General features: G+C 56.1%; 20 protein-coding genes, 2 tRNA genes and 1 pseudogene. 15 read left to right on the top strand and 8 right to left on the bottom strand.

Translation table 11 applies throughout. The features are described 5' to 3' along the window. Positions 1-14 precede the first annotated feature (14 nt). The 4 genes from proB to rplU all read right to left on the bottom strand — a co-directional run bounded on the left by proB (position 15) and on the right by rplU (position 2,917). Positions 15-1,139 (bottom strand): glutamate 5-kinase, encoded by a 1,125-nt coding sequence (proB, locus tag KUA11_RS03235; protein WP_217408970.1) that lies wholly within the window; start codon positions 1,137-1,139, stop codon positions 15-17. Further along, the gene (gene obgE / locus KUA11_RS03230; protein WP_217408969.1) at positions 1,136-2,173 is read right to left on the bottom strand and encodes a GTPase ObgE; all 1,038 of its coding nucleotides are present in this window, start codon (positions 2,171-2,173) and stop codon (positions 1,136-1,138) included. The genes proB and obgE overlap by 4 nt, the downstream gene beginning before the upstream one ends. A gap of 99 nt (positions 2,174-2,272) precedes the next feature. Beyond that, the gene (gene rpmA / locus KUA11_RS03225; protein ID WP_217408968.1) at positions 2,273-2,542 is read right to left on the bottom strand and encodes a 50S ribosomal protein L27; all 270 of its coding nucleotides are present in this window, start codon (positions 2,540-2,542) and stop codon (positions 2,273-2,275) included. A gap of 60 nt (positions 2,543-2,602) precedes the next feature. Beyond that, entirely contained in the window at positions 2,603-2,917 is a 315-nt protein-coding gene (gene rplU, locus KUA11_RS03220) for a 50S ribosomal protein L21 (RefSeq protein WP_166314949.1), read from the bottom strand. Positions 2,918-3,155: 238 nt separating this feature from the next. On the opposite strand from rplU, the gene KUA11_RS03215 reads away from it, so the two are divergent. From KUA11_RS03215 to KUA11_RS03170, 10 genes are all read left to right on the top strand, one after another. Beyond that, positions 3,156-3,244: transfer RNA gene (locus KUA11_RS03215), tRNA-Ser, on the top strand. A 136-nt stretch (positions 3,245-3,380) separates the two neighbouring features. Then, the gene (locus KUA11_RS03210; RefSeq protein WP_217408967.1) at positions 3,381-4,544 is read left to right on the top strand and encodes a tyrosine-type recombinase/integrase; all 1,164 of its coding nucleotides are present in this window, start codon (positions 3,381-3,383) and stop codon (positions 4,542-4,544) included. Continuing rightward, on the top strand, positions 4,535-5,596 hold the full coding sequence (locus KUA11_RS03205) for an Asp23/Gls24 family envelope stress response protein (RefSeq protein WP_217408966.1): 1,062 nt from the start codon (positions 4,535-4,537) through the stop codon (positions 5,594-5,596). The genes KUA11_RS03210 and KUA11_RS03205 overlap by 10 nt, the downstream gene beginning before the upstream one ends. A 127-nt stretch (positions 5,597-5,723) precedes the next feature. After that, positions 5,724-5,930: a helix-turn-helix transcriptional regulator gene (locus tag KUA11_RS03200; protein ID WP_211583179.1), complete on the top strand. Its 207-nt coding sequence runs from the start codon at positions 5,724-5,726 to the stop codon at positions 5,928-5,930. 106 nt (positions 5,931-6,036) lie between these two features. Next, the gene (locus tag KUA11_RS03195) at positions 6,037-6,618 is read left to right on the top strand and encodes a hypothetical protein (protein ID WP_217408965.1); all 582 of its coding nucleotides are present in this window, start codon (positions 6,037-6,039) and stop codon (positions 6,616-6,618) included. Between the two features lie 207 nt (positions 6,619-6,825). Then, on the top strand, positions 6,826-7,191 hold the full coding sequence (locus KUA11_RS03190; protein ID WP_254454624.1) for a hypothetical protein: 366 nt from the start codon (positions 6,826-6,828) through the stop codon (positions 7,189-7,191). Positions 7,192-7,394: 203 nt separating this feature from the next. Then, entirely contained in the window at positions 7,395-9,083 is a 1,689-nt protein-coding gene (locus KUA11_RS03185; protein WP_254454623.1) for a type IV secretion system DNA-binding domain-containing protein, read from the top strand. Then, entirely contained in the window at positions 9,083-11,866 is a 2,784-nt protein-coding gene (mobF, locus tag KUA11_RS03180) for a MobF family relaxase (protein ID WP_217408964.1), read from the top strand. Before KUA11_RS03185 ends, mobF begins: the two co-directional genes overlap by 1 nt. Before the next feature lie 45 nt (positions 11,867-11,911). Next, a complete protein-coding gene (locus KUA11_RS03175) occupies positions 11,912-12,730 on the top strand; it encodes an SRA domain-containing endonuclease (protein WP_475638912.1) in 819 nt (272 codons plus the stop codon). Positions 12,731-12,834: 104 nt separating this feature from the next. Then, positions 12,835-15,675, top strand: a complete 2,841-nt coding sequence (locus tag KUA11_RS03170) for a glycosyltransferase (protein WP_217408962.1) — start codon at positions 12,835-12,837, stop codon at positions 15,673-15,675. On the opposite strand, the pseudogene KUA11_RS03165 reads toward KUA11_RS03170, so the two are convergent. Then, positions 15,665-16,435: pseudogene (locus tag KUA11_RS03165) on the bottom strand (transposase). The gene KUA11_RS03170 and the pseudogene KUA11_RS03165 sit on opposite strands and share 11 nt — an antisense overlap. A gap of 618 nt (positions 16,436-17,053) precedes the next feature. Continuing rightward, the gene (locus KUA11_RS03160; protein WP_217408961.1) at positions 17,054-17,278 is read right to left on the bottom strand and encodes a helix-turn-helix domain-containing protein; all 225 of its coding nucleotides are present in this window, start codon (positions 17,276-17,278) and stop codon (positions 17,054-17,056) included. Positions 17,279-17,458: 180 nt separating this feature from the next. Between KUA11_RS03160 and KUA11_RS03155 the strand changes: the two genes are divergently transcribed. Next, the gene (locus KUA11_RS03155) at positions 17,459-17,647 is read left to right on the top strand and encodes a hypothetical protein (RefSeq protein ID WP_217408960.1); all 189 of its coding nucleotides are present in this window, start codon (positions 17,459-17,461) and stop codon (positions 17,645-17,647) included. Between the two features lie 890 nt (positions 17,648-18,537). Here the strand turns inward: KUA11_RS03155 and KUA11_RS03150 are convergent. After that, the gene (locus KUA11_RS03150; protein WP_217408959.1) at positions 18,538-19,725 is read right to left on the bottom strand and encodes an acetate/propionate family kinase; all 1,188 of its coding nucleotides are present in this window, start codon (positions 19,723-19,725) and stop codon (positions 18,538-18,540) included. A 102-nt stretch (positions 19,726-19,827) separates the two neighbouring features. Further along, positions 19,828-21,141: a UDP-glucose dehydrogenase family protein gene (locus KUA11_RS03145; RefSeq protein ID WP_254454660.1), complete on the bottom strand. Its 1,314-nt coding sequence runs from the start codon at positions 21,139-21,141 to the stop codon at positions 19,828-19,830. A 285-nt stretch (positions 21,142-21,426) separates the two neighbouring features. Here KUA11_RS03145 and KUA11_RS03140 point away from each other — a divergent pair, with 285 nt between their 5' ends. The 4 genes from KUA11_RS03140 (at position 21,427) to KUA11_RS03125 (ending at position 24,257) form a co-directional block, all read left to right on the top strand. Then, a complete protein-coding gene (locus tag KUA11_RS03140) occupies positions 21,427-22,212 on the top strand; it encodes an MlaE family ABC transporter permease (protein ID WP_217408957.1) in 786 nt (261 codons plus the stop codon). Beyond that, positions 22,209-23,000 (top strand): ABC transporter ATP-binding protein, encoded by a 792-nt coding sequence (locus KUA11_RS03135; protein ID WP_217408956.1) that lies wholly within the window; start codon positions 22,209-22,211, stop codon positions 22,998-23,000. The genes KUA11_RS03140 and KUA11_RS03135 overlap by 4 nt, the downstream gene beginning before the upstream one ends. Before the next feature lie 10 nt (positions 23,001-23,010). Next, positions 23,011-24,135, top strand: a complete 1,125-nt coding sequence (locus KUA11_RS03130) for an anhydro-N-acetylmuramic acid kinase (protein ID WP_217409195.1) — start codon at positions 23,011-23,013, stop codon at positions 24,133-24,135. A 47-nt stretch (positions 24,136-24,182) separates the two neighbouring features. Beyond that, positions 24,183-24,257, top strand: a tRNA-Thr gene (locus KUA11_RS03125). The last annotated feature ends 53 nt before the right edge of the window (positions 24,258-24,310 follow it).

The following is a 24,310-nucleotide window of genomic DNA, read 5'->3' as shown; positions in this document are numbered from 1 at the left end:
TCGGACAGAGTGGTTTAAAGAAGAACGAGATTGTCCCGATGGATCAGTTCCTCAGGACCGTGCCAGCCGAGAATATCTTCAAACTCTTCCGATCTGTGCCCAAGTAATCGTGTGGCTTCCCCAGACGTGTAGGCACAGAGTCCACGCCCAAGCTCTTCTCCTGAAGAACTCACAACGCGCACCAGATCGCCCCGTCCAAACTCACCTGAGACACCTACGACACCGACGGACAAAAGCGATCCGCCCTGCTTCAGCGCACGTACGGCCCCTGCATCAATGACGATATCCCCAACTGGGTTGAGGCTACCGGCAATCCATTGTTTGCGAGCCGAACGGCCGTCCACTCCGGGCAGAAACCACGTGCATCGTGCGCCATCGCGAAGAGCCGCCAGCGGATGTTCTCGCTTACCCAGCGCAATGGCCATGGCGCAGCCGGATTCCATCGCGATATGCGCGGCCACGAGTTTCGTCCGCATCCCACCTGAAGAGTAGCCGGGCGGCGGCGCGCCTCCCATGGCGTCGATGTCCGATGTCATCGCCTCGACTATAGGAATATGCCGCGCTTGGGGATCGGTACGAGGGTCGGCAGTATAGAGGCCATCGATATCGGAAAGCAGGATGAGTTGATCCGCATCGATCATCTGCGCCACGCGGGCAGCCAACCGATCATTGTCACCAAACCTGATTTCCGCTGTGGCCACGGTATCATTCTCGTTGATAACCGGAACACAGCCGAGCGCCAGAAGCGTATCGAGCGTGGCCCGCGCATTGAGATAGCGCTGCCGATCTTCTGTATCATCCGGCGTCAGAAGCAACTGGGCTGCAGTAAGCCCACGTTCCGAGAGAACGGCTGTCCAAGCCTGCGCGAGACGTATCTGCCCGACGGCCGCAGCAGCCTGCTTCTCTTCCAGCCGAAGCTTGGGTCGGCTTGTCAAACCGAGCGCATGACGTGCCAGTGCAATAGCACCCGATGAAACAAGCACGACTTCCGTGCCCGCCTTTCTCAAAGCGGCAACGTCATCAGCGACACTGGCCAGCCACTCTTCACGCGGGGCGGCACGATCCGGATCGACCAGCAGAGCGCTCCCGATCTTGACCACCACACGACGGGCCAATGCGAGAGACGGTGTTGCAGTCATGATGCAGCGTCCGTATCTGCTGCCTCCTCCGCACGTTTGGCACGTGCCTCGGCGACGCGTTCATACAAAGCGCGCAATACTTCGGGCACACCTTGCCGGGAGACGCCCGACATGACCATGACAGACGAGCCGGAAGCTTTCGCCAGCGCCCGTTTACGCGCTGAAAGCTGCTGCGGGGTCATCGCGTCTGCCTTGTTGAGCACGATGATCTCGGGTTTATCCGCAAGTCCACCGCCATACTCGACCAGTTCATTACGAATGGTCCGCCACGCCTCCACCACATCGCCAGCCGCACCATCGATAAGATGGAGCAGCACAGCACAACGCTCGACATGGCCGAGGAAGCGATCCCCAAGCCCATGTCCTTCATGCGCACCTTCAATCAGGCCCGGAATATCGGCGAGGACGAACTCTTCCGTCATGGACAGCCGCACTACGCCAAGCTGAGGATGCAGCGTTGTAAACGGGTAATCCGCGATCTTCGGGCGAGCCGCCGACACGACGGATAGGAAGGTCGATTTTCCAGCATTCGGCAATCCGACCAATCCGGCATCCGCAATCAGCTTGAGCCGGAGCCAGACCCACCGTTCCTCTCCCGGCCAGCCCTTGTCGGACCGACGAGGCGCGCGGTTGGTACTGGTCTTATAGTGGGCGTTGCCACGACCACCATCGCCTCCGCGACACAGCACGATACGTTTCCCTGCCGCATCCAGATCGGCCAGCATGGTTTCGCGATCATCGTCCATGATCTGCGTGCCGATCGGCACCTGAATGACGACATCGGCAGCAGCCGCACCAGTGCGATCGGACCCGGCACCGTTGCCGCCTTTGCGAGCGCGAAAATGCTGCGTGTAGCGAAAATCGATGAGCGTATTCAGATTGGGAACGGCTTCGAAGATGATGTCGCCGCCACGGCCGCCATTTCCACCATCGGGTCCACCGAACTCGATGTATTTTTCACGCCGGAATGCAGTGACACCGTCACCACCATCTCCAGAGCGCACATAGATCTTGGCCTGGTCGAGAAACTTCATCACCGTCACCTTGCATCCAGAGATGCAAAAAGGGCCGATCCAGATGGACCGGCCCCTGTCTTGCGTCTGAGCACGAACTCACGTCCGCGCCGGGCGGTCTTACTCGGCCGCGATCGGCAGCGCTTCGACCGAAACATGAACACGACTGTCCGCACGACGCTGGAAACGTACGCTTCCGTCCGTCAGCGCGAACAGCGTGTGGTCACGACCCACGCCAACATTCTCACCAGCGAGCATCTTCGTGCCGCGCTGACGGACGATGATGTTGCCAGCCACGACGGCTTCGCCGCCGAACTTCTTCACACCGAGACGACGGCCTGCACTGTCGCGTCCGTTGCGGGATGAACCGCCTGCCTTTTTTTGTGCCATAAGTCTTACTCCTTAGTGTCTTGCCGTCTGAAATCTTCAATCCCTTGATAGGGAGAGAAATCAGGCAGCCTTGATCTCGCTGATGCGCAGGACGGTGACCGGCTGACGGTGACCGTTCTTGCGACGGCTGTTCTGCCGGCGACGCTTCTTGAAGATGATCACCTTGGGAAGACGATCCTGTGCGACGACCGTGGCCGTTACCGTAGCGCCTGCCACGAGAGGCGCGCCGATGGTTGTGCCGGCTTCACCGCCTACTGCGAGGACTTCGGAGAAGGTGATGGTCGAACCGGCCTCACCCTCAAGCTTCTCGACCTTGAGAACGGCGTTCGGTGTAACGCGATACTGCTTGCCGCCGGTGCGGATGACTGCGAACATTCTGAAACTGTCTCTTTCCGATCAATCGACCTCTCGCGGCGCTTTCGCACAGGCGATCAGTCCAGTCGCTTCTTCTCGTTGACCGTCATACGCGGCCTGCCCCGCCTTATGGCAGCGGAGTTGCGCTTTTACGCGGCGTCGTGCCGATCCGTCAACAGGAAACGCCGGAAGATGAAAATGGCTCTTGTCATTCCCTTCGGGTTTCCCTAAAAGCCGCTGGCAACGCCGCTAGGCGTGTGGAGAGGTGCCAGAGTGGTCGATTGGGGCGGTCTCGAAAACCGTTGTGCCTTATGGGTACCGTGGGTTCGAATCCCACCCTCTCCGCCAACCACCCTTACAATCCAGTTTCAACTCGCATCATAAATGGCGGATTTCTGCGGATATCCTCTCATTTCGTGTTGCATCCTGAGTCATCAAATTGCATTCTATCCCACATCACGCGTGGTATGGAGTGTGGGAATAGATGGGCCGGTTATCAACGACCTCTGTAAAAGCCACTAAAGAGCCTGGACGCTACGGAGATGGCGACGGGCTCTATCTCGTTGTGACCCCATCGGGGAGCAAATCTTGGGTTTGCAGGGTTCAGAAGAACGGCAAGCGGCGGGATATCGGCTTAGGCAGCGTCAAGAAGGTGCCTTTGGCTCTTGCTCGGGAGCGCGCCATCAAAACACGAATGCAGGTCGAGGTTGGAATTGACCCCGTCTCAGAGCGTCGCAAAAAGGCAGGCATCCCCACATTTCGTGAAGCCGTCTCTCTGGTCTTCGCGGAGAACAAGGCGAGCTGGAAAAATCAGAAGCACCGCGCTCAGTGGTTGTCCACACTGGAGCGCTATGCCTTTCCCATCATTGGTGACCTCTCCATCTCGGAGCTCGACGGACATCATGCGCGTGATGTTGTTGCACCCATCTGGCTTGAGAAGCCCGAAACAGCGCGCCGGGTGCGTCAACGCATTGGCAGTGTCGTCGATTGGGCGATTGGCAAAGGCTACCGAACCTTACCGTTGCCGCTCGCAGCGATGGACAAATCTCTCCCGCGAATTCAATCCAAGCCCGTTCATCATGCGGCACTTCCCTATGCGGAGGTACCGCAATTTTTGTCTTATCTCCAAGACGGTGATTCGATCGGTCGCTTAGCACTGTCGGTCTTAATCCTTACTGCGACACGCTCCGGTGAGGTCCGCGGGGCAACGTGGGACGAGATCGACTTCGAGAAAGCCCTCTGGACAATCCCGGCTGAGCGCATGAAGGCAGGTCGAGAGCATGTCATTCCTCTCTCGCCGCCAGCGCTCGCGCTGTTACGAAAAGCTGCAACCTATCGGGAGGCGCGGAGCCCTCTAGTCTTTCCAGGGCAGCGAGGAGCGAAGCCGCTGTCGGACATGACTCTCACCAAAATCTGTCGTGACGCCAAAATTGAAGCCGTCCCACATGGTTTCCGATCGTCTTTCCGCGACTGGGTTGCAGAAGAAACCACCTTTGAAGGTGATATCGCCGAAATGGCCTTGGCCCATGCGATTGGGAACAAGGTCGAAGCCGCTTATCGCCGGGGAAACTTGTTGGAAAAACGGCGGGTCATGATGGATGCTTGGGCTTCATTTTGTATTAATGAAAGGACATCGGTGTGTCGTTAGCAGCTCAAGATCCTAATGATGTCGCTGCTCGACTGATGAACCCGCAACAGCCGTCTTTAGGGCGAAAAAAGATTCATGATCTAACGAAAATAGCAGTAACAAAACTGAGAATAATTTCGTTCACTCTCTTTTTATTACAGGCTATTTTAGTCTCATTTCTTCTAGCAAGCGTGGTCTGTATAGTCTTAGCTACGCTGATGAACCGCCCTTACGTCACGCCAAACTATCAAATAAATGCATTTTTGGCTTTTGTGTTGAGTTTATTATTCATTCTATTCATAGAATATTTATTTTTTATACTGCAATTCAAGCCGCACCTAATTCCATCTGTCTATCTGAAAAAAATTCTATGCCTACCTCATAAGTGCAAGCTCCAAGAGCTGGACTCCCTTTTAGAAGCGCTAAAATCAGGCGATATCAAATTGCGCTCAAAACGAGGAATCCTGCCCCCTTATATATACAAGAGTGATTGGGCCATTCTCCTTTTTGCAGGAGCCGCCTACAAATCCGAGCGTCGCTGGGTCGGCTGCCGCTGGTTACAGTCTTACGATGGTGATTTGGAATTGTTGGGAATCTTCCCTGTCACGCCTTCCAAAACATCATCTTCGGCCGAACTGACTTCTACAGCTGACAGAAAATACACTCCTACACTTAAACCGCAGCCGCACGAGCTTCATTGGATATTGGCTGTCCCTCAGGAAAATTTTGAAGATTTTTTAGAAAAAGCGAAAAAGGCAAAGTCTTGGGAGCACGAAGATGGACCCGAAAGGCTTGTCATCGTTTTGCGTGCTGCCCGTCGTTACGCCCAAAACTGCTACGAGAACAATACTCCACTCGTTGTTACCAAAATGTTGGCTGACGCGTCAAAGGTACTGGCGGAAACTATTCCTGGCGGGCGCATCAGCCTCACTGACAAATTCGGAGACAACTCAAAAAGTTCAGAAGCTTGGATAGATTCTGTGCTCAGAATCAAAGGAAGCACAAAGACCTACAAGCCCATTCGACAGCTTGCATTGAGCTATACGCAGAGCAAAGAAAACTCGATACCCTGAGATTGTATTCAATTAAATCATACACTTAAGATTTACGAGCCCTTACATCTTGTAAAGAGCCGCAGTCGCAAAGCAACTCATTTACGGTCATTTCGTCGCTAACAGTGTCGAAAAAGGACAGATCGAAATGGCCGATGAATTTAACGACCAGAGGCTTCTAACAATCGATGATCTGTTGCTCCTCACGGGGTACCGATCGCGCGCCACCATTTACAGGCATCTCCACAAAAACATTTGCCCAAAGCCAATTATCATTGGCGGAGGCCGCGTCCGATGGCGCTCTGGCGACATTGAGCACTGGCTCAAGAGCCTCCCGACCCAATCCTACCGTTAACGGTCTGAGGCAGCGCCTACGTCGTTAAGCGCCACACCGCCCCAGAGCTCCCGAACATTCTTAGCCCTTCCAGAATTTGCGTCCTCGAACGCGAAAAGGATCTCGCATGCCCGTGTTCCTGAGTGCTTTTGTACGCCTTCAGTCCTGGTTATCACGCGCCTCTAACCAGCCCCTCTCGGTCAAAGCGCCAGCCCGTATTCTGCGGGGAGTTGGCCCCATCATCGAGAAGCTGATTGCCGATGATAAAATCGGCGAGAGCTACCGCTGCGCCACCTCGCACTGGTTTCGCTATGACGTGCCCCCTTTGGCCTATTATCACGGCACCACATCGACCTGCGTCATCTCTGGCCCGTTGCTGGAGCAAGGCAAAGCCTACCGCCCAACAGGCGCGATCATTGAGACACCTGGCTTCGATGTCCGTCTCCCGCCAGAAGACGCTCACGACCTGGACCAACAGATCCAGATCGCCATAGAGAGCACGATCGTCGATTGGGTCGCGGAGTATCAAGAGCGCGAGCCTGCCCCTGAGCCTCGCCATCCGCCAGGCCCAACAGTCGATCTCGACGCGCTTCTTGACGATACGGCCTCAGTGTTTCATCCAGACTCATTAGAGACACGGTTTGCGCCGCTTAAAACGCAGAAGCGCCGCCGTTCTACCTCCTCATCCAAGGGAGGTCAGCATGCCTAAACGACAGCCTGTCTCTCTACCGTTCGACCGACCCGAGACTTCGTCTCGGGCCACAGAAAGAAGAACACACCCCACGCATTGGCCTGCGGCTTGGGGCTGCGCTTTTCAGAGCGTGCGATCCGCCTACACATCCGGCGGTTCTGTTCGACACCTTGGAGCGCCTAGATTTTCCGAGAGTGCGGATTGCCTACACGGGCAGATGCAGCCATGAGCACGGTCCAGCACACTCTGCGCCTGCCAAGGGCGCTCGATCAGGCTCTACGCAAGCACGCGGCAGCTCGCGAGCTGACCCCTTATGCACTCTTACAGCTCTGCGTTCGCAGCGGACTCGCGAGCGCAATCGAAGAGCGCGGCCAAACCCCGCTCCTTAATGAGATCGCGCAAGAGCTTGGAGCGCTCAGTGCTCGCGTTGCCCATGTCGAGCGCCTGACAGAACGTACGCTCTATGTGTCGTGCGCGGCCTATGTCTATGCCCGCGCCGCAGCATCGGCCCGTGTCGATGACACCCAACTCAGTGATGACATCATGGCCGCTTTTCAGCGCCAGCTTTCTCATGCCGGAGACGCCTCATGAGCAATGATCTCGACCAACGCGCTCATGCCCAAGCTTTGCGCGCCCTTCGACGCTCCGAGAGCGGCGCCCGCGCCCGTCAGGCAATCCTGATCGTAGTTTTTGTGTCCCTCGTGAGCGGTCTCTTGGCGGGGCTGGCTACGACACAAAACGAGACGCTGCGCTTGGCAGGCTCCTTCTTGCGTGCAGAAGCCCAACGTCCGGTCATGGCGATGACGGGCAGAGACGTTCCGATGCGCGTCATTATTGAGGACAAAACATACGACACCGGAGCACAAGAGGTTCTGAGCGCACCTTGGCTCCGGGTACGCATGATTAGCCTAATGGAGCGTGTCGCAATCGGCCTCATCTTGGGTGCCGGTGGCGCGATTGCGGGTCTTTGGCTGACCAAAGACAGACGGCAGCGCAAAGCCGCTGCTGAGCTGGCGGATCGCTATATCAGCGGCACGCAACTGGTCTCAGCCCAAGTTCTCGCTGAAACCACAGACAATCCCAACGATCCAGCGCCACTCTTCATAGGATCGGTATCGATCCCGCGCAGTTTTGAAACCCGCCATTTTGAGCTGGATGGCTCGACGGGGTCCGGCAAGACCACAGCCATGCGCCAGATGCTTGATGGCATTGAAGCCCGTGGCGAGCCTGCAATCGTCTATGACATCTCCGGCAGCTTCGTCGCTCAGTATTATAACCCTGTGCGGGGCGACATCATCCTCAGTCCTTTTGATGCCCGCGGGGTTTATTGGAATCTTTTCGACGAGATCCACCATCCGGCTGATGCCGCGCGGCTTGCGCGCTATCTGATCAACGAAACCGGAGACCGGGATCGAGACGTCTGGTTAGAGACGGCGCGTATCCTGGTCGCCAATATCTTGCGCCAGCTTTGGGAAGAACAACGCAGGACGCCGACCGCGCTGATCGAGGCGCTCCAATATATGACGAGTGAGGAGTTGGGGCGCTGGTTGGCCCATACCTCATCAGCGCGCACCTTTGCACAGGACGCAGAACGGGCCACAGCCAGCGTGCTTTTCATGCTCGCCAAGGCCGTCAATCTGCTGATGTTCCTGCGGGCTGAGCCGGAACCGGGCGCGGCCAGCTTCTCCTTTGCCGCGTTCTTCGGTGGCCTGGACAAGCACAAAGGCGGAACACGCGCGCCTTGGGTCTTTGTGCCGCGCAAGGAAGATTACTTCGAAGCGGTCAAACCGCTCATGGCGCTTTGGCTCGAATGCGCGGCCTCGGCGACTTTGGCGCTGCCACCTTCGAACACGCGGCGCCTGTGGTTTGTGCTCGATGAGTTTCCGGATCTTCCCCGCGTTGACAACATGACGCGTCTGCTACCCCAAGGTCGACAGTTCGGGGCTGCGGTCATTCTGACCTTTCAAACCATCGGTCAGATGCGCAGTCGTTACGGCGAGCAAGATGCCCAAGCCATTTTGGGCAACTGCAACACAAAGCTTTTTCTCCAGCTCTCGGACACAGAAAGCCGAGAGCGCGCCTCTGCCACGATCGGCAAGGTCGAGGTGGAGATCCAAACCGTCTCGGGCGTGATGGACGCCAAGACCCGCAAGCCCCAGATCACCGTGAGTTCTCGGCGTGAGGTCCGGCCTGCTGTGATGGAGAGCCAGCTCCGCCTCTCTCCAGGACGCGGCTATCTGCTCCTCCCGGATGGCTTGCCAGTGGCGCAAATCGCACTCAACACAGACCACATTGCGGCCCGTGGCGCTCCAAAAGCCGCAGCTTTTGAGGCGATTGACCCAGCCAAAACATTCTGGGGCAAACAAGACAGGCCGAATGCTGTGCGTGAAGACGCCGCCCTTGAGAAAACGCCATCCAAGACGGCGCAAAAACCGACATCGGCCGTTCCACCCAAACCCACCCGTGATCGGGGGCCTGTCTGATGGTGGCGACTGTTTCCGGACTAACCAATGCGGCGCAAGCCAGCGCCTATTATGAAGCCGACGACTATTATTCTGAGGATGGCACTGCGCCGTCCGTTTGGCTGGGAAAAGGTGCGGCTGAGCTGGGCCTCTCTGGAGAAGTCGATCAGGAGGCGTTTACACGTCTCCTACACGGACAGATTGCCGAGGATCAGCGTCTGGGCACGCAGCGCGATGGAGAATGGAGCCATCGCCCTGGATGGGATCTCACCTTCAGTGCGCCGAAGTCCGTATCGATCATGGCGGAGGTTGCAGGCGATCGTCGTCTGATTGAAGCTCATGAGGCGGCGGTCCAGCGCACCCTTGGCCTTGCCGAGCAACATTTGGCAGCAACGCGCATCCGAGAAGATGGGGCGGTTCGCCGTGAGGGTACGCAGAATCTTGTGATTGCAAGTTTCCGACACGGGACCAGTCGCGCGCTCGACCCTCAGCTCCATAGCCACAATGTCATTTTGAACATGACGCAGGATCAAGACGGTCAGTGGCGGAGTTTGGAGCCCCGCGCTCTGTATCAACTCCAAAAGCAGCTGGGCGCGCTCTACCGCCAGGAATTGGCGCATGAAGTGACAGAGCTGGGCTATGCGATCACCAAAGGCAAAGATTCGAGCTTTGAGATTGCCGGTCTCTCTCCTGAGAGCTTGGAGGCATTTAGCCAAAGAGCGCAGGCGATCGAGGCACAACTGGCGGAGCGTGGGAAGTCGCGCGCTCAGGCCAGTGCTGCTGAAAAGCAGACGATCGCGCTGGATACCCGCCAGGCCAAAGAAGCTGTGCCCCAGGATGAACTGGTTCAGGCTTGGAGAGAAGCCGCCGACTCAGTCGGACTGACAGAGGAGAATCGCCGCCAGCTTGTGGCAGAGGCTCAGGGGCGCCTGGCGGCGCAAGCCGCTCAAGAGAGTTCCAACGCGTTTGGTCGGGAGCTGTTGGCGGATCAGGCTGTTGCTCAAGGGGCGGCGATGCTGGGCGAGCGGAATGCGATCTTCGCCACGACAGCGCTGTATGAGGCGGCAGGACGCTTTGCGCTCGGTACGGTCAGTCAGGCCGAGATTGCCGAGGCGATCACGCGGGCTGAGATGGCGGGCGGGCTAGAGAGACGGACCTATCTCGATTATCGGGGTGCCGCCTTTGAGGGCATGACGACCGCGACCAATATCGCCCATGAGATGACGCTCTTGCGGCTCGAAGAGGACGGACGGCACAAAGCCGTGCCCATCCTCTCGCCCTTGGAGGCTGCTAAAACCGTGGCTCAGGCTGAGCAGCGCTCAGCCCTCAAAGGACATACCTGGAATGAGGAGCAGCGCACCGCGACTGCGCAGATCCTTACGAGCAGCAATCAGATCGTTGGCCTTCAAGGCTACGCAGGCACCGCCAAAACATCGACGGTCTTGGCAACGGTGGCCAAGAGTGCAGAAGCGCAAGGCTATCGCGTCACAGCCCTGGCTCCGACCGCCTCAGCCGCGCAGGTGCTGGGGAATGCGCTCGACAGTCGAGCCGATACCTTGGCGCGGCATCTTTTGGCCCCCGGCCGCCCCACCTCCCAACCTCAGTTCTGGATTGTCGATGAGGCGTCGCTTGTTTCAGCCAAAGATATGGCGAAGCTCTTGAGCACAGCGCAAAGCCACCGAGCACGGGTGCTTTTGGTGGGCGACGTCAAACAGCTTGGCTCTATTGAGGCCGGAGCGGCCTTTGAGCAGCTCCAAGAGGCGGGCATGGAAACGGCCAGACTGACGACGATCTTGCGTCAGACCAATGAGCACACAAAAGCGGCCGTTGAGGCCAGCTTGGAGGGAAACGCCAAGAAAGCCTTGGAGGCCCTGGATCGCGGCGGCGGCCGTGTGGTGGAGATTGCTAGTCGTGAGGGCCGTTTTGCGCAGATTGCCGAGGACTATGCGGCTCTCAGCACAGAAGAGCGCCAGAAGACGTTGGTCATTGAACCATCACGCGAAGGACGTGACCGGCTGACCCAGGACATTCGAGAAAAACTGATAGAACACGGTCAGCTTGGCGCTGAGGCTCTCAAGGCGACGAAGTTTGTCTCCAAGGATCTGACAAAAGCGGAGGCCAAGCGGGCGGAGAGTTATGAACTCGGCGATATTGTGCGCTTTGCTAAGGATTACGCCGATAAGGGCGTCTCTCGGCATGGTGCCTATCGGGTCATCCTGACAGATGAGGTGAGAAATATGCTCACGCTTCAAGATGAACGTGGACGAGAACTCGCCTGGCATCCGAGGCAATGGGGCGCGGCACAAGCTCAGGTCTATCGCGAGGAAGCATTGGAGCTCCGCGTGGGCGATCGGGTGCAGTTTACGCGGAACGGCAAAGCGGCAAAGCGCGTGAATGGGCAGCTTGGAGACGTGATCTCAATCGACAAAAGCCAAGGGGTTGCCCGCGTCAAACTCCAAGGTAACCGGATTGAGACGATCAGCGTGGAGCGCACACGGGACCGGCATCTCTCTCATGCTTATGTGTCCACCGCTTTTGCGGCTCAGGGGCGAACGGCGGATCGAGTGTTCGCCAATGCGGAGAGCTCGGCCACGCATCTTTTGGAGCAGAAGAGCTTCTATGTGGCACTCTCACGAGCCAAGGCTGAGAGCGCACTCTACACGGATGACCGATCGAAAATGCAGCTTGGGCTTCAGGAGCGCTCGGGAATGTCGGCTCGTGCACTCAAAGAACGCAGAGCCGATATGCAGGCGGGAGAGCAAAAGGCGCGAGAAAAGGCTCAGGACGCCAGTCTCGCTCTGTGAGGCACGCCATTGTGCCTGTTGCAATCTTATGTAACCAATTGAGTCATGCTTTGGCCATTTGAACTCCATCGATCCTATCATCGTCGCAATGACATTCATGCGCGCTTTGGCGGTCAGCAACAGGGCGGCATTTCAACGCCCGCTGACGCGCCTGGGATCTTCATTTTTACTGGGCATGGTGCCGGCCATGTCGGTTATCAGGACGTTTTCGAGACGGATGGGAGCTTCCGATATACGGGACAAGGCCAGCTTGGCGATATGCGGATGATCTCGGGAAACCGAGCCATCCGCGACCATGTGCAGAATGGCAAAGATCTCTTGTTGTTTCAGCAGACCAAGAAAGGCGGCCGGGTCCGGTTTGAGGGGCTCTTTGTCTGTGCTGGCTGGGAGATCGAGCAGCAGCCCGATAAGAACCGCCAGCAGCGGCAGGCGATTGTCTTTACGTTGGTGCCTCAGAGCGGGCTTTCCATCGAGGCTGAAGATCTCGCGACGGCAGCTCCGCCTGATTTCCCGTTAGCAGAATTGAGAGAGCGAGCGCTTCAAGCGGCTCTCGCATCCAATGAGGCTAGCCCGCGTATCGCGTTGGCCAACGTGAGAGCTCGCAGCAAAGCAGTGCGGGATTACGTTCTGGCCCGTGCTGCGGGAGCGTGTGAATCTTGCAGAAGTCCGGCTCCGTTTTTGACGTCCTCGGGGCAGCCATATCTCGAGGCGCATCACATCCACAAACTGAGTGACGGTGGCCCGGATCACCCCAATTCAGTCGCTGCGCTGTGCCCAAACTGCCATCGACAAGCTCATTTTGGGGCACACCAGATAGCTTTGAACGACACATTACTTGAGCGCGTGCAGCGCTTCGAAAAGTAAATAATTTTTTCGTTATGGGGAAAAAAGCGGGCATTTGGGCATGAGACGGCCTCCTTCCGACAAGCTAACATAATGCCAAGACAGCAGGGTATAGAACAGAGATTATGAAGAAACGTATTATATTTGTCATGAATCGCTGGGATAGCAGCAAAGGTGGCATCCAAACAGTCAACCGTGAACTGTTGTTAGCACTCGCCCGTAGCAGGGGCGACCTCGAGTGCATAGCCGTTGTTACCTATGCTGAGCAAGCAGAAGTCAATCAGGCATTTTTAAATGGTGTGACACTCATACACGGCACGCAGGTCGACGAATGGAATGACGTCCTATTGTCCAATAAGTTTCGCGATATCGACCCGAACTCCGTCATCGGTGTGGTCGGTCATAGTTCCTTTTCTGGTTTGCAGGCAAAACTCCTGCGAAACTTCTGGTTTAAGAATGCCTGCTTGGTTCAGTTCATTCACATGGACCCTATGCGAACTGAAGCAGTTAAGGAAAACAAGCAAGACAGATTTGTTGCGGAGCGCGAACAGAAGCTACGAATCGAACTCGAAATCGCTGCGGAAGCTGACGTAGTTTTTTGCGTCGGCCCGCGCCTTCACCGTGCGGTCCGTGATCTGTTCATCACACATCAATATGATCACAGCCGCGTTTATCGTCTAGATTGCGGCATGGCCGCTGATCAGAAATTGCGTGAAGAGACGCCAGAGCAGCCCATAGTCGTCTGTCTCGGCCGCACGGAGAGCATACGGGTCAAGGGTCTCGACATCTTTGCTTATGTAGCTGGGATCATCGATCAAGAATGGGCGATTAATCCGCTTACTAAAGGTAGGCATATTAAGCCACGATATATCGTGCGCGGTGCAGAAACAAATCCCGAGGCACTCCAGGCTAAGCTTATCGCCTTGGCCTCAGAATTTGGCGGGAATCCAGAGATTGTAGTCCGACCATACACCACTGACAAAGCGAATTTGAATGCAGACCTACGCGGCGCCACCGCTTTCCTTATGCCTTCCCGTGAAGAAGGTTTTGGCCTTGTGGCATGCGAAGCAATTTCATTCGGGGCCCCGATCGTCGTCTCGGCGAATAGCGGGATGGCCGAACTTATACAAGAAATAGCTCAAGAAACCGGCATGGATTTTGGAAGCTGCGTAATCGAAATGTCAAGCGATGCAAAGGAAGTCGCAAAGCAGTTCGCTAACGTAACACTGCCCTTACTGGTTGGAAGGCCAAGTGATAACCTCCTATATCCGCGACTACGTGGCCACCTATCCTCAGTTTGCTCTTGGGAAACGGCGGCAGCTAAGTTTATCGAGGTAGTTGAGGCCAGCCATTCACAAAATCTCGCTGAGGCGTCCGATACAGGTATACCCAAGCATGTGATGTCCGCAGGAGATACACCTACCGAAAATCCAGAGGGAACTTCGAGCATCCAAGCTGTCCTTGCCGCGGAGCGAGAAAGCCTTATGATGAAAAATGGAGTGATTGCAGTAGGAGTTAGCCAAGCAATTGTGGTGACTGTGGAAAAAGGAACTAAGCCTAATCTCCCTGCAAAAATCAACGGGTTCAAAGTTGTAGTGCGTGAGGTTGAAGAAGTTAAGTTGACGTCGACTGAACCTAGCAGCGGGCATGACCTGTTGATTAACGGCAAACGGTGCGCCACCGTCGGTCTGTTCGGCATCGATTTTTCCGGCCAGCTTTTTGCCATCACGGTAGCACATGCGTTCGTCGGAAATTTCCACGATTTTTATGAAATTGTAGTAGAAGAGCAACGGATACCAGTCACAATCGAGCGTCTGGATGAGCGGGGCGATTGGGCGATACTGCGCGTTCATAGCGGCAAAAATCCGTATGATTACCGCTACATCAGCTATCGGCGCACAGGCGCAAATGTCTTTGTTGAAACGCCGGGCAAGCTAATCGCCGGGACCGTTGACTCTATCGACATCACAATGGACATCGCAGTAGGCCAACATGGTAAGAGACGTTATGAAGATGCTTTCGAAGTAGCACTCGACACAGGGATCAGAGCCGGCTGTTCAGGAGCAGTCGTTTCTGACGATTCTGGAGGGATACTAGGCGTTGTCGTCGGTGCTGTCGTCAAGCATGATGGTTCGGTTAGTGTTATTGCTCGAGACGCGAGCAATATTTTAGAGCAGCATGCACTCAAACCGGTCTCGCTCGATGATATATCGACCCAACCTCATATTTGTTTACTGTTAGAAAGTGATGAGGTTGCCAGCGCCTTTTACAGCAAGCTCAAGTATGTTAGCAGATTTAAGCGCCAGGGTCGGCTCTACTTTCGCGGACGCACTTTGTCCGGTACGCGCCTAACTTTTACGACTTTAAGAAACTTAGACAGCGTAAATTCATCAATAGCAATGACATCGATGTTGATCGATAACCGCCCCGATGCAGTGTTTATTGTCGGCCAATGCACAGGGTTGAATTACAATCAGAAGCCTGGTGATGTCCTAATTGCGTCGGAAGTCTTAGGGTTTGAATCGATGTTCGCATATAACGCGACTTCGCATTTCTCGCCTAATGTTTTTGTTACGTCTATGATGCTACAGAGCCTGGGACGCCAGCTTATACACGATGGTAGTCTTGACCGTGTGCACGTAGGGCCAATCGCTTCATTCAGCTCACCAGTATCCTACCACAATATAGACTCTCTCCAAGCCCAATCTAGAAATCTTGCTGGGCTTGTTATCGGTGCTGAGGGTGCTGTAAGGGCTGCTCATATGGTCTCAAGCGAGTTGCCGGTCCTCATAGTAAGCGAGATCTCCACGCTTTTGGGTCAGTATGCAAAAAATGGAGAGAACGTCCTTTGCCATGCTTCGTCCGTCGTCCTAGAGATAATCTCGCACCTCAAAATCAATACTCGCACGAAGCGCCGCAGTCTTTTCGTTGATAAGCCTATTCTGGCACCACACCTTAGAGGCTGACTCGAAAAGCGGTCTGGGTAATTCTTCGCAGCATTCTGCGGATATGAGCTACAATGAGCCATGCTTGGGGGGCTCGTGGTTTTGCCTCGACCTTTCTCTTGAGGCGGCAGCATCTGCCTAGCTATGTGAAGGTCCGCTCTGCGATCTATCGCTTTGGCAGCAGTGCAAAACCCTAAGCGCGGTTTGAACGTTTTACAATGTCCAGCAACCAGTCTGCCATTCGCGGCAGAGCCTTTCGCAGTCTTTCTCCAGCGTACTCTGCATCTGCGATAAGACGACGTAGCCAAAGAAAGAGCAGTCTGATTTTTTCTACGACCAGAGGGGCCCTGTCGCGATCCTGAATATTGGCGGCATGCACAACCGCGACGATGAGATGTCCCAGGGTAATATAGGTCGCAATATGTCGTTTGCGCTCGTTGATCCTCTTGCCTGCGTCATAACCTCTGGTGTCGTCATTTTCTGCACCAGAACATGGTTGATCGTCTCCCAGGGCCTCTCGCGCCGCCATACGTAGAAATACCCCCGAACAGTCGTATAGTGTGGAAAGTCATGTGGCAGGGCGAGCCACTGGCATCCCGTTGAGACGATATACAGGACCGCCTCAACAATCCGACTAAGTTCCGTTCTCCTGGGACGGCCATATTGCTTTTAAGGGTGGCATCAGGGACGCCATAAGCGCCCATTCCCGATCGCGCAGGTCACTTGCATATGCCACGTCATCTCGACGACACTGATGCGAGGTGATTTCCGGCCAGGTCACTATTCACCCCTTCTCTTTACAAAGACGGCTGAATCAGAAACCATTGAAATCACTCAATTCATTTTCGGCCAGGCTCTAATATATTAAGGCAATTGTAGCCTTATAACGCTCGATAAAATCTAAAAACAACCGATCCGGGCACATTGACTCAGCCGCTTAAGCAGAACGATGGTGCTGGTGAGTGTCAGTTCCCTACGTCCTTTTTTTCTGCCTGCCCGCTTGAATGCCCAAAACTTGGCGAAAGAGGGCGTGGAACATCACATTTTGTGAAGCAGCAAAATGGGCATTTAATGTGGGATTAAATAAAAAAATTATATAAATTATAATCTTTTACAAAGGGTTGTTTGATATTTTAGGAAGACACCCTCTCCGCCAGAGACGAACAAATAATCCATAAATATAAGATAGATACGAAGATCGGCGCTCCGCTTGCACATCTTAAGGATTCAACTCAGGTGAACGCGAGCAGCGCGTCAGGCTGACGCACAGCCTCCAACAAAAAAGGCACCTCCGATATGGAAGTGCCTTAGTAGAGGGCCCGGTCCCCGTGGAACGAAGCGACGGTCTTCCCTGCACCTTATAAATGAAGCGTCTTACGAGAGTGTGGCGTCCCGCACGTTATTCCGTGAAGAATGTGCTGGGCACGACATTGAGAGCCTGACTGAGCCGGATCACCTGATCTCCATCGGGTCGGCTCTTACCCCCTTCAAATTCGATGATATTTTTTTCTGCGATGCCGGAACGCGCGGCAAGGTCGCCCGTTGAGAGAGCGTGGTCCTCTCGAATCTGCCGCAGTTTCGCTCCCACTGCCTGCGCCAGTTTATCGTCATCCGATTGTGCCATTTTGTGGATATTCCCCAGATCCCACAACCCACCTCTCTTTTGAAACAATAGGTGGGACAATTCCGCCACATCCCGCGACCAACGGGCAACATGACGATCTAATTCGTCATTTTCTGTTCCACTTTGAGACGTCACATGTGCTGTCTCACTCTTGGTAGTTCACGATTAAAGGCCCCTTTTATGAAGCATCAGCTTTTGGCTCTTGCCGACGAAAAGTTCCTCGCATCCGATTTCCTCGGCGCAGCCGAAGCCATCCGCGAGTACATGGAACTTTTCCCCACCGGCCCAAGGCAAGCACCTACCGCTTCAACCGACAAAACGAATGGTAGTGCAAAAAGGTTGCATCTCAAGAATGAGATTGCGCAATAACTCTCATTCGGAAAGCGCATCACCGCTGCGACACTTCATGGTCGCATTAAATTGGCCTCGGAAACGGTGCCTATCAGAACAATAAAGATGGTCAGTCATTGTTGACCGTCATTCGTCTAAAAACTGCGTCTAATTGAGAAGAGCTTCCTTCAAGAAGCCCCACGCAGCACCATGCTTCACTTCGGCCCACTGCCATTGTCGGTAGGCGTCCGCAGTGCGGTTGCGGTCCATGACCGACATTCAATCTCTTTTATCTGCATTACGAAACGCACTCTTTGGCCGGCCGGCGGTGTTGCCGGATTGGAGCAGCCGGAATTGCACGCTATTAAATAAGATCACTTGCTCTGTTTGCCGACAGACAAAACACATCGAAGACAATGAAAGTCATCGCTACAATGGCAGCACGTATCTTTCGTCAACACTCACTTTAAACAAATTACTACTAAATGATATCAAACCAGATGCAATTTCGATCACTTTTCCAACAATAAAATACTTTGCCCCTTCTTTCACTGAACGGCGAACGAGCATGAAAATTTATGGGAACTGGATGAAACAGGCTCTAGTAATAGCCTCCTTGACAGCGTCGTTATTGCTCACCACCTGCTCAGGCCATCCTCACCTAACCCCTCGTCAAGAAGCTCGACGCGATCAGTCGAAACTGCATAATTGCAATGCTATCTCTGACCGCACTGCACGAGGTCAGTGCCTGATGGGAGAAGCACGACGCCATTATTTATATGCGCATTCACCGGGACAACGTAGTCCACATCGCATTCGATAGATCCCGCTCTTCACAACGACACTCTCTCTTTCAGAATGTGAAGAATTCGGTCTTCACTCCAGAAAATCCATCAGCCGCATACCTCTCGAAATCAGAGGGTTCTCGCTCAGCCATCTCCCAGCACCGCCAATGTGTGCCGGACAATCATAGCGTCTTCATCCGTCGGAATGACCCGCACCTCAACCGCACTGTCCGGCGTACTGATGACATCCGCATGACGGAGATTCGCCTGCGGGTCGATCTTCACCCCCAACCAGGCAAGTTTTCCACACACCATCGCGCGGATCTCACTCGCGTGCTCGCCAATCCCGGCGGTAAAGACGAAGCCATCCAGCCCCTGGAGCGAAGCGATCAGGCCGCCGGCCTGCCGCGCCAGCACATGCACGAAAATCTCCACCGCTTCGTGCGCCTTCGGTTCGGCGCTCGCTAAAAGAGTACGCATGTCATTTGCCACGCCACCCGAGAGTGCCAGCAGCCCCGACTCCCGATAAAGCAGATGTCGCACTGCATCGACGGACAGACCGAACTGGTTTTCCAGATACAGCACGATGGCTGGATCCAGCGCTCCGCAACGGGTACCCATTACCAGTCCGTCCAATGGCGAAAAACCCATGGTCGTGTCGAGACTCTGGCCCGCTTGCAAGGCGCAGAGACTGGCTCCATTGCCCAGATGTGCCACAATCACCTGTCCTTTTGCCAGATGGGGAGCAACAGTTTCGAGCTTACGGGCAATGTATTCGTAAGACAGGCCGTGAAAGCCATAACGCCTTACACCGGCGGCCTCATAAACCGTAGGCAAAGCGAACCGCCGCGCCACGGCAGGCATGGTTCTGTGAAACGCTGTATCGAAACACGCCACCTGCGGCACGTCCGGGCACAGCTTCATCATTGACCGGATAAGCGCGAGATTATGAGGAATGTGTAGAGGCGCAATAGGGGTGAGCTTTTCAAGCGAAGCAATCAACGCCGGTGTAACCCGCTCAGGGGCCATATGATCCGGCCCACCATGCACGACACGATGGCCAATGGCCGTCAGTTCATCGCCCGTAAGGTGCTCACGCACACGGGCCGCGACTTCTTCCAACAACGGTTGCATGGGCGTTTCACTATCCGTCCAGCGACGTTCGGCGAGAACGGTTCCCTGTGCATCCTTGAGAACAAAATGGGGGGCAGAGCCGATATCCTCAATCTCGCCTTTAAGCAAAAGCGATGACTGACCTTCTTCTCCGACAGTTGTGGCAGAGAATTTAAGGCTGGAGGAGCCGGCGTTGAGCGCAAGAACGATCCGGGGCATCGGGTAAGCCTCCCTTCATGCAGCAAAGAGCGGACATGATGACACGGATCGCTGCATCAGGCAGCCTCCGTAACGAACGGAGGCTGCCGACAAAGCGTCGTCTCAGGGACGACCGATCGACTGATACTCCAGCCCTTCGGCACGCATGGCCTGAGGGTCAAAGATGTTACGCAGGTCCACGACAACCTTGCCCTTCATGGCCTCACGAATCGCCTTGGGAGCAAGTGCGCGGAAAATCGTCCACTCCGTCAGAACGACCAGCGCGTCTGCGTCCTTGGCCGCATCCAGCGCGTCCTTGCAGTAGACCGTGGAGGGCGGCAGCATTGGCTTGGCCACGTCCATGCCCACGGGGTCATAGGCACGTACTTCCGCTCCTGCTTCTGCCAGACGATGCAGGATGGGGATCGACGGCGCCTCACGCATGTCGTCCGTCTCGGGCTTGAAGGTCAGACCCAGCACGGCAATCTTCTTGCCATGCACTGACCCACCACACGCCGCGATGATACGTCCGGCCATGCCGATTTTGCGCGCATCGTTGACTTGCACCGTGGTCTCAACCAGCCGGATCGGGCTGCCGGCTTCCTGCCCGATACGCGAGAGCGCCAGCGTGTCCTTGGGGAAGCAGGAACCGCCATAGCCCGGACCCGGATGCAGGAACTTGCGCCCGATACGGCCATCCAGTCCCATTCCCTTCGCGAGATCATGCACATCAGCGCCGAGTTTCTCGCACAGATTGGCGATCTCGTTGATGAAGGAAATCTTCACGGCAAGGAAGGAGTTGGAAGCGTATTTCGTCAGTTCCGCAGTCTCAAGGTTCATGAACACCAGCGGTGCTTCGATGAGATACAGCGGACGGTAGATCTTGCGCATCACCGCCTCGGCGCGCTCGCCGCCGTCAGCAGCCTTGCGATCCAGACCGATGATAACACGATCGGGTTTCATGAAGTCCCCGATCGCGCTGCCCTCACGCAGGAACTCGGGGTTCGAGGCCACGTCGAACTCGGCGTCCGGCCGCTCCTCGCGGATGATCTCCGCAATCCGGCGGCTGGTGCCACACGGCACCGTGGATTTCGTGACTACGACCGTATAGCCGGTCAGCGCATTGGCAATCTGCCGGGCGGCCGTGTGAACATACTGCATGTCCGCCGCGCCATCGCCATTGCGAGGCGGCGTGCCCACGGCGATGAAAACGGCCTCGGCCCCCTTCACGGCGGTAGCGATATCATCGCCGAATGTCAGGCGCCCCGCCTGCATGTTCGATTCGACAAGCTTGTCGAGTCCGGGCTCATAAATGGGAATACGCCCCTCGCGCAGAGCCGCCAGTCGCGTCGGGCTGTTTTCGACAACCGCGACCTCGATACCGAATTCCGCGAAACACGCGGCCGAGACGAGGCCGACATAGCCTCCACCGATCATCGCAATACGCACTTGAAATCTCCTCCCGGTTTTCCGGGCCAGTCCGAGCAGATGGGGGAACGCCTGCCCCCCGAGACAGGACGAACAATGAGCCTGTCAGAGCGGGCGCGGTCAAGGCCGCAAAAAGAAGAAGAGACATGATCCTTCCAGAAAAATCTCATCCACTCCACTGTTCTTTGACGTAAGCGGATGCCCGGGTTACGGCATGTTCTTTATCCACTGCGCGCGGTACCCGAAAAGTCCACCCCGCAACGGATTATATGATAAAGGACCAAGACCCACCGGATGAATGCCTTTCTCGATCTTGTGGCCCTGATCGGCCGGACAGTGTTGGCCATTGCCTGCGGCACGGGCGCCATCACCCTGTTCGCGTTGGAAGGTCTTTCCCATCTGGTGCGCCCTCCTTTTTATTGGAGGGTTTTCCTCGGCTCCCTCCGCGATACCGGCTTTCTTTCCCTTCCGGTGGTGGCACTGACCGCCCTTTTCTCCGGCGGTGTGATTGCGCTCCAGTCCTATACAGGCTTTGCACAATATCATGCCCAGAGCGCCATCGCGAACATCGTGGTGCTGGCTGTGACCCGTGAACTCGGCCCTGTCATGGCGGGTCTGATGGTGGCCGGACGGGTGGGCGCTGCCATGGCTGCACAGATCGGCACCATGCGCGTGACGGATCAGATCGACGCGCTGACGACACTGCGCACCAATCCGATGAAATACCTCGTCACTCCGCGGCTGCTGGCCGGTATCATCTCTCTGCCGCTGCTTGTCGTGGTGGCGGACATTCTTGGCGTGATGGGGGGCTTCACGGTCTCCACCGTCAAACTCGGCTTCGCGCCTGAAACCTACATCATGGCCACACTCAACGGTCTAAAAGTGGAAGACGTGACCGTGGGGCTCGTCAAAGCGGCCGTGTTCGGTTTCCTCATCGCGCTCATGGGCTGCTACTACGGTTACACCAGCCGTGGTGGCGCAGAAGGCGTGGGAAGCGCCACCACATCCGCCGTGGTCTCGGCCTCCATTCTCGTGCTGGCCTTCGATTATCTTCTGACGGATCTGTTTTTCGCCCAATGACCGAGCCAGCCTCCCTTCCCAAGATTCGTATTCGCGGCCTGCGCAAAGCCTTTGGCGCAAAGCAGGTGCTGGACGGTATTGATCTGGACGTACCGCAGGGTACCTCCTTCGTCATCATCGGCGGCTCAGGTTCCGGCAAATCCGTGCTGCTGCGCTGCATCCTCGGTCTCATCACCCCAGACGAAGGCATCATCGAAATCGATGGGGTGGATGTGCTGCGCGCTCCACAGAGAGAGCGCGAGGAACGGCTGGAAGAAATCGGGATGCTGTTTCAGAACGGCGCCCTTTTCGACAGTCTGTCCGTATGGGAAAATGTCGCGTTCGCCCTGCTTGCTCCAACGGCTTCCCCTCGCCTATCCCGTGCACAGGCCCGCGTCCGCGCCAATGAAGTACTGGCGCAGGTCGGACTGGATGCGTCTGTGGGCGATCTCTACCCCTCCGAGCTTTCAGGCGGCATGCAGAAACGTGTGGGGCTTGCCCGCGCCATAGCGGATCGTCCTGAAATCCTGTTTTTCGACGAGCCTACTACAGGCCTCGATCCCATCATGGGCGCGGTGATCGACGGGCTGATCGTGGACTGTGTGAAGCGTATGGGCTCAACGGCCATTGCCATCACGCACGACATGGCCTCCGCCCAGCGCATTGGTGATCAGGCCGCCATGCTCTATCGCGGCAAACTGGTGTGGCAGGGACCGGCCAGTTCGCTCATGCACAGTGGCAATCCGATGGTGGATCAGTTCACCCATGGACGTCGAGAAGGCCCTATTACCATGGAACTTCGGCGCTGACGGCCTTTTCATGACACATCCCCTGACCGTTATTGGCCTGATGAGCGGTACATCGCTCGATGGCGTGGATGCCGCCGTGGTCCGCACGGACGGCGAACGGGTCTTCGCTCATGGGCCGTCATTCGAACTGCCCTACCCGTCCGAACTGCGCCAGCGCACCCGCGACCTGCTGGATCGCGCGAGCGAACTGGACGCGCATGATCCTGAACTTCTGTCCGTTGAGCGCGCTCTCACTCTCCATCATGTAGAAGCGGTGCAAACACTCCGCACGCGGGCCGAAATGCCGATTGATCTGCTCGGTTTTCATGGTCAGACGATTTTCCATGCTCCCGCCCAACACCGGACGCGGCAGATCGGCGATGCAGCGCTGCTGTCACGCGAAACCGGGCTTGCAGTGGTTCATGACTTCCGCAGCGCGGATGTCGCCGCTGGCGGTGAAGGTGCTCCCCTTGCGCCATGGTACCACGCAGCACTCCTGCATGATGCGCCGCGTCCCGTGGCGGTGCTCAACATTGGCGGCGTGGCCAATGTAACGTTTATCGATCGCGATGACATAATCAGTGCCTGCGATACCGGACCGGGCAATGCCTTGCTGGATGATTGGGCGTTCCGGCACACCGGTCACGCCTGCGATGTGGATGGAAGCCTTGCCCGGACCGGTCGCGTTGATCGGGACATTCTTGAACGCCTGCTCGCCCACCCTTATTTTCAGCGCCCCGCCCCGAAATCTCTGGATCGTCTCTCTTTTGCCATGGCGCTCGACGCCGTGCGCAATCTCAACCCCGAGGACGGTGCCGCCACTCTTGCGGCCTTTACCGTGCAGGCGATCGCCCGCACTCCCCTGCCGCATCGTCCCGAGGCTTGGTTTGTCTGTGGCGGAGGACGCCATAATCCCATGCTCATGGAAGGCTTGCGACACACTCTTCAAGCATCGGTCGAACCCGTTGAAGCGCTCGGGTGGAACGGCGATGCGCTGGAAGCCGAGTGCTTCGGCTATCTTGCCGTGCGAGCATTGAGAAGACTGCCGCTTTCATCCCCTCTCATCACAGGTGCTCCCTCATCAATTTCCGGTGGAAGGCTGACATGTTCAGGGCTGCATCCCATCCCGCACTGGCTCGGTGATTTCGAGCGATAAGTCATGCTTGACGCCCTTCGTGAGCACGACTAATTAGTCCGCGTCAGGCCGGCGTAGCACAGTGGTAGTGCAGCTGATTTGTAATCAGAAGGTCGGGAGTTCAAATCTCTCCGCCGGCACCATGATTTCCCAATAAAAACAATATATTGATAGCGCAAGCTACCATTTCATTTTA

Origin of the sequence: Acetobacter estunensis, from assembly GCF_019083805.1 — a bacterium.
GTDB classification, from domain to species: Bacteria; Pseudomonadota; Alphaproteobacteria; order Acetobacterales; family Acetobacteraceae; genus Acetobacter; species Acetobacter estunensis_A.
The sequence above is the reverse complement of the archived record's forward strand: the minus strand, read 5'-3'. Positions and strand labels throughout refer to the sequence as shown.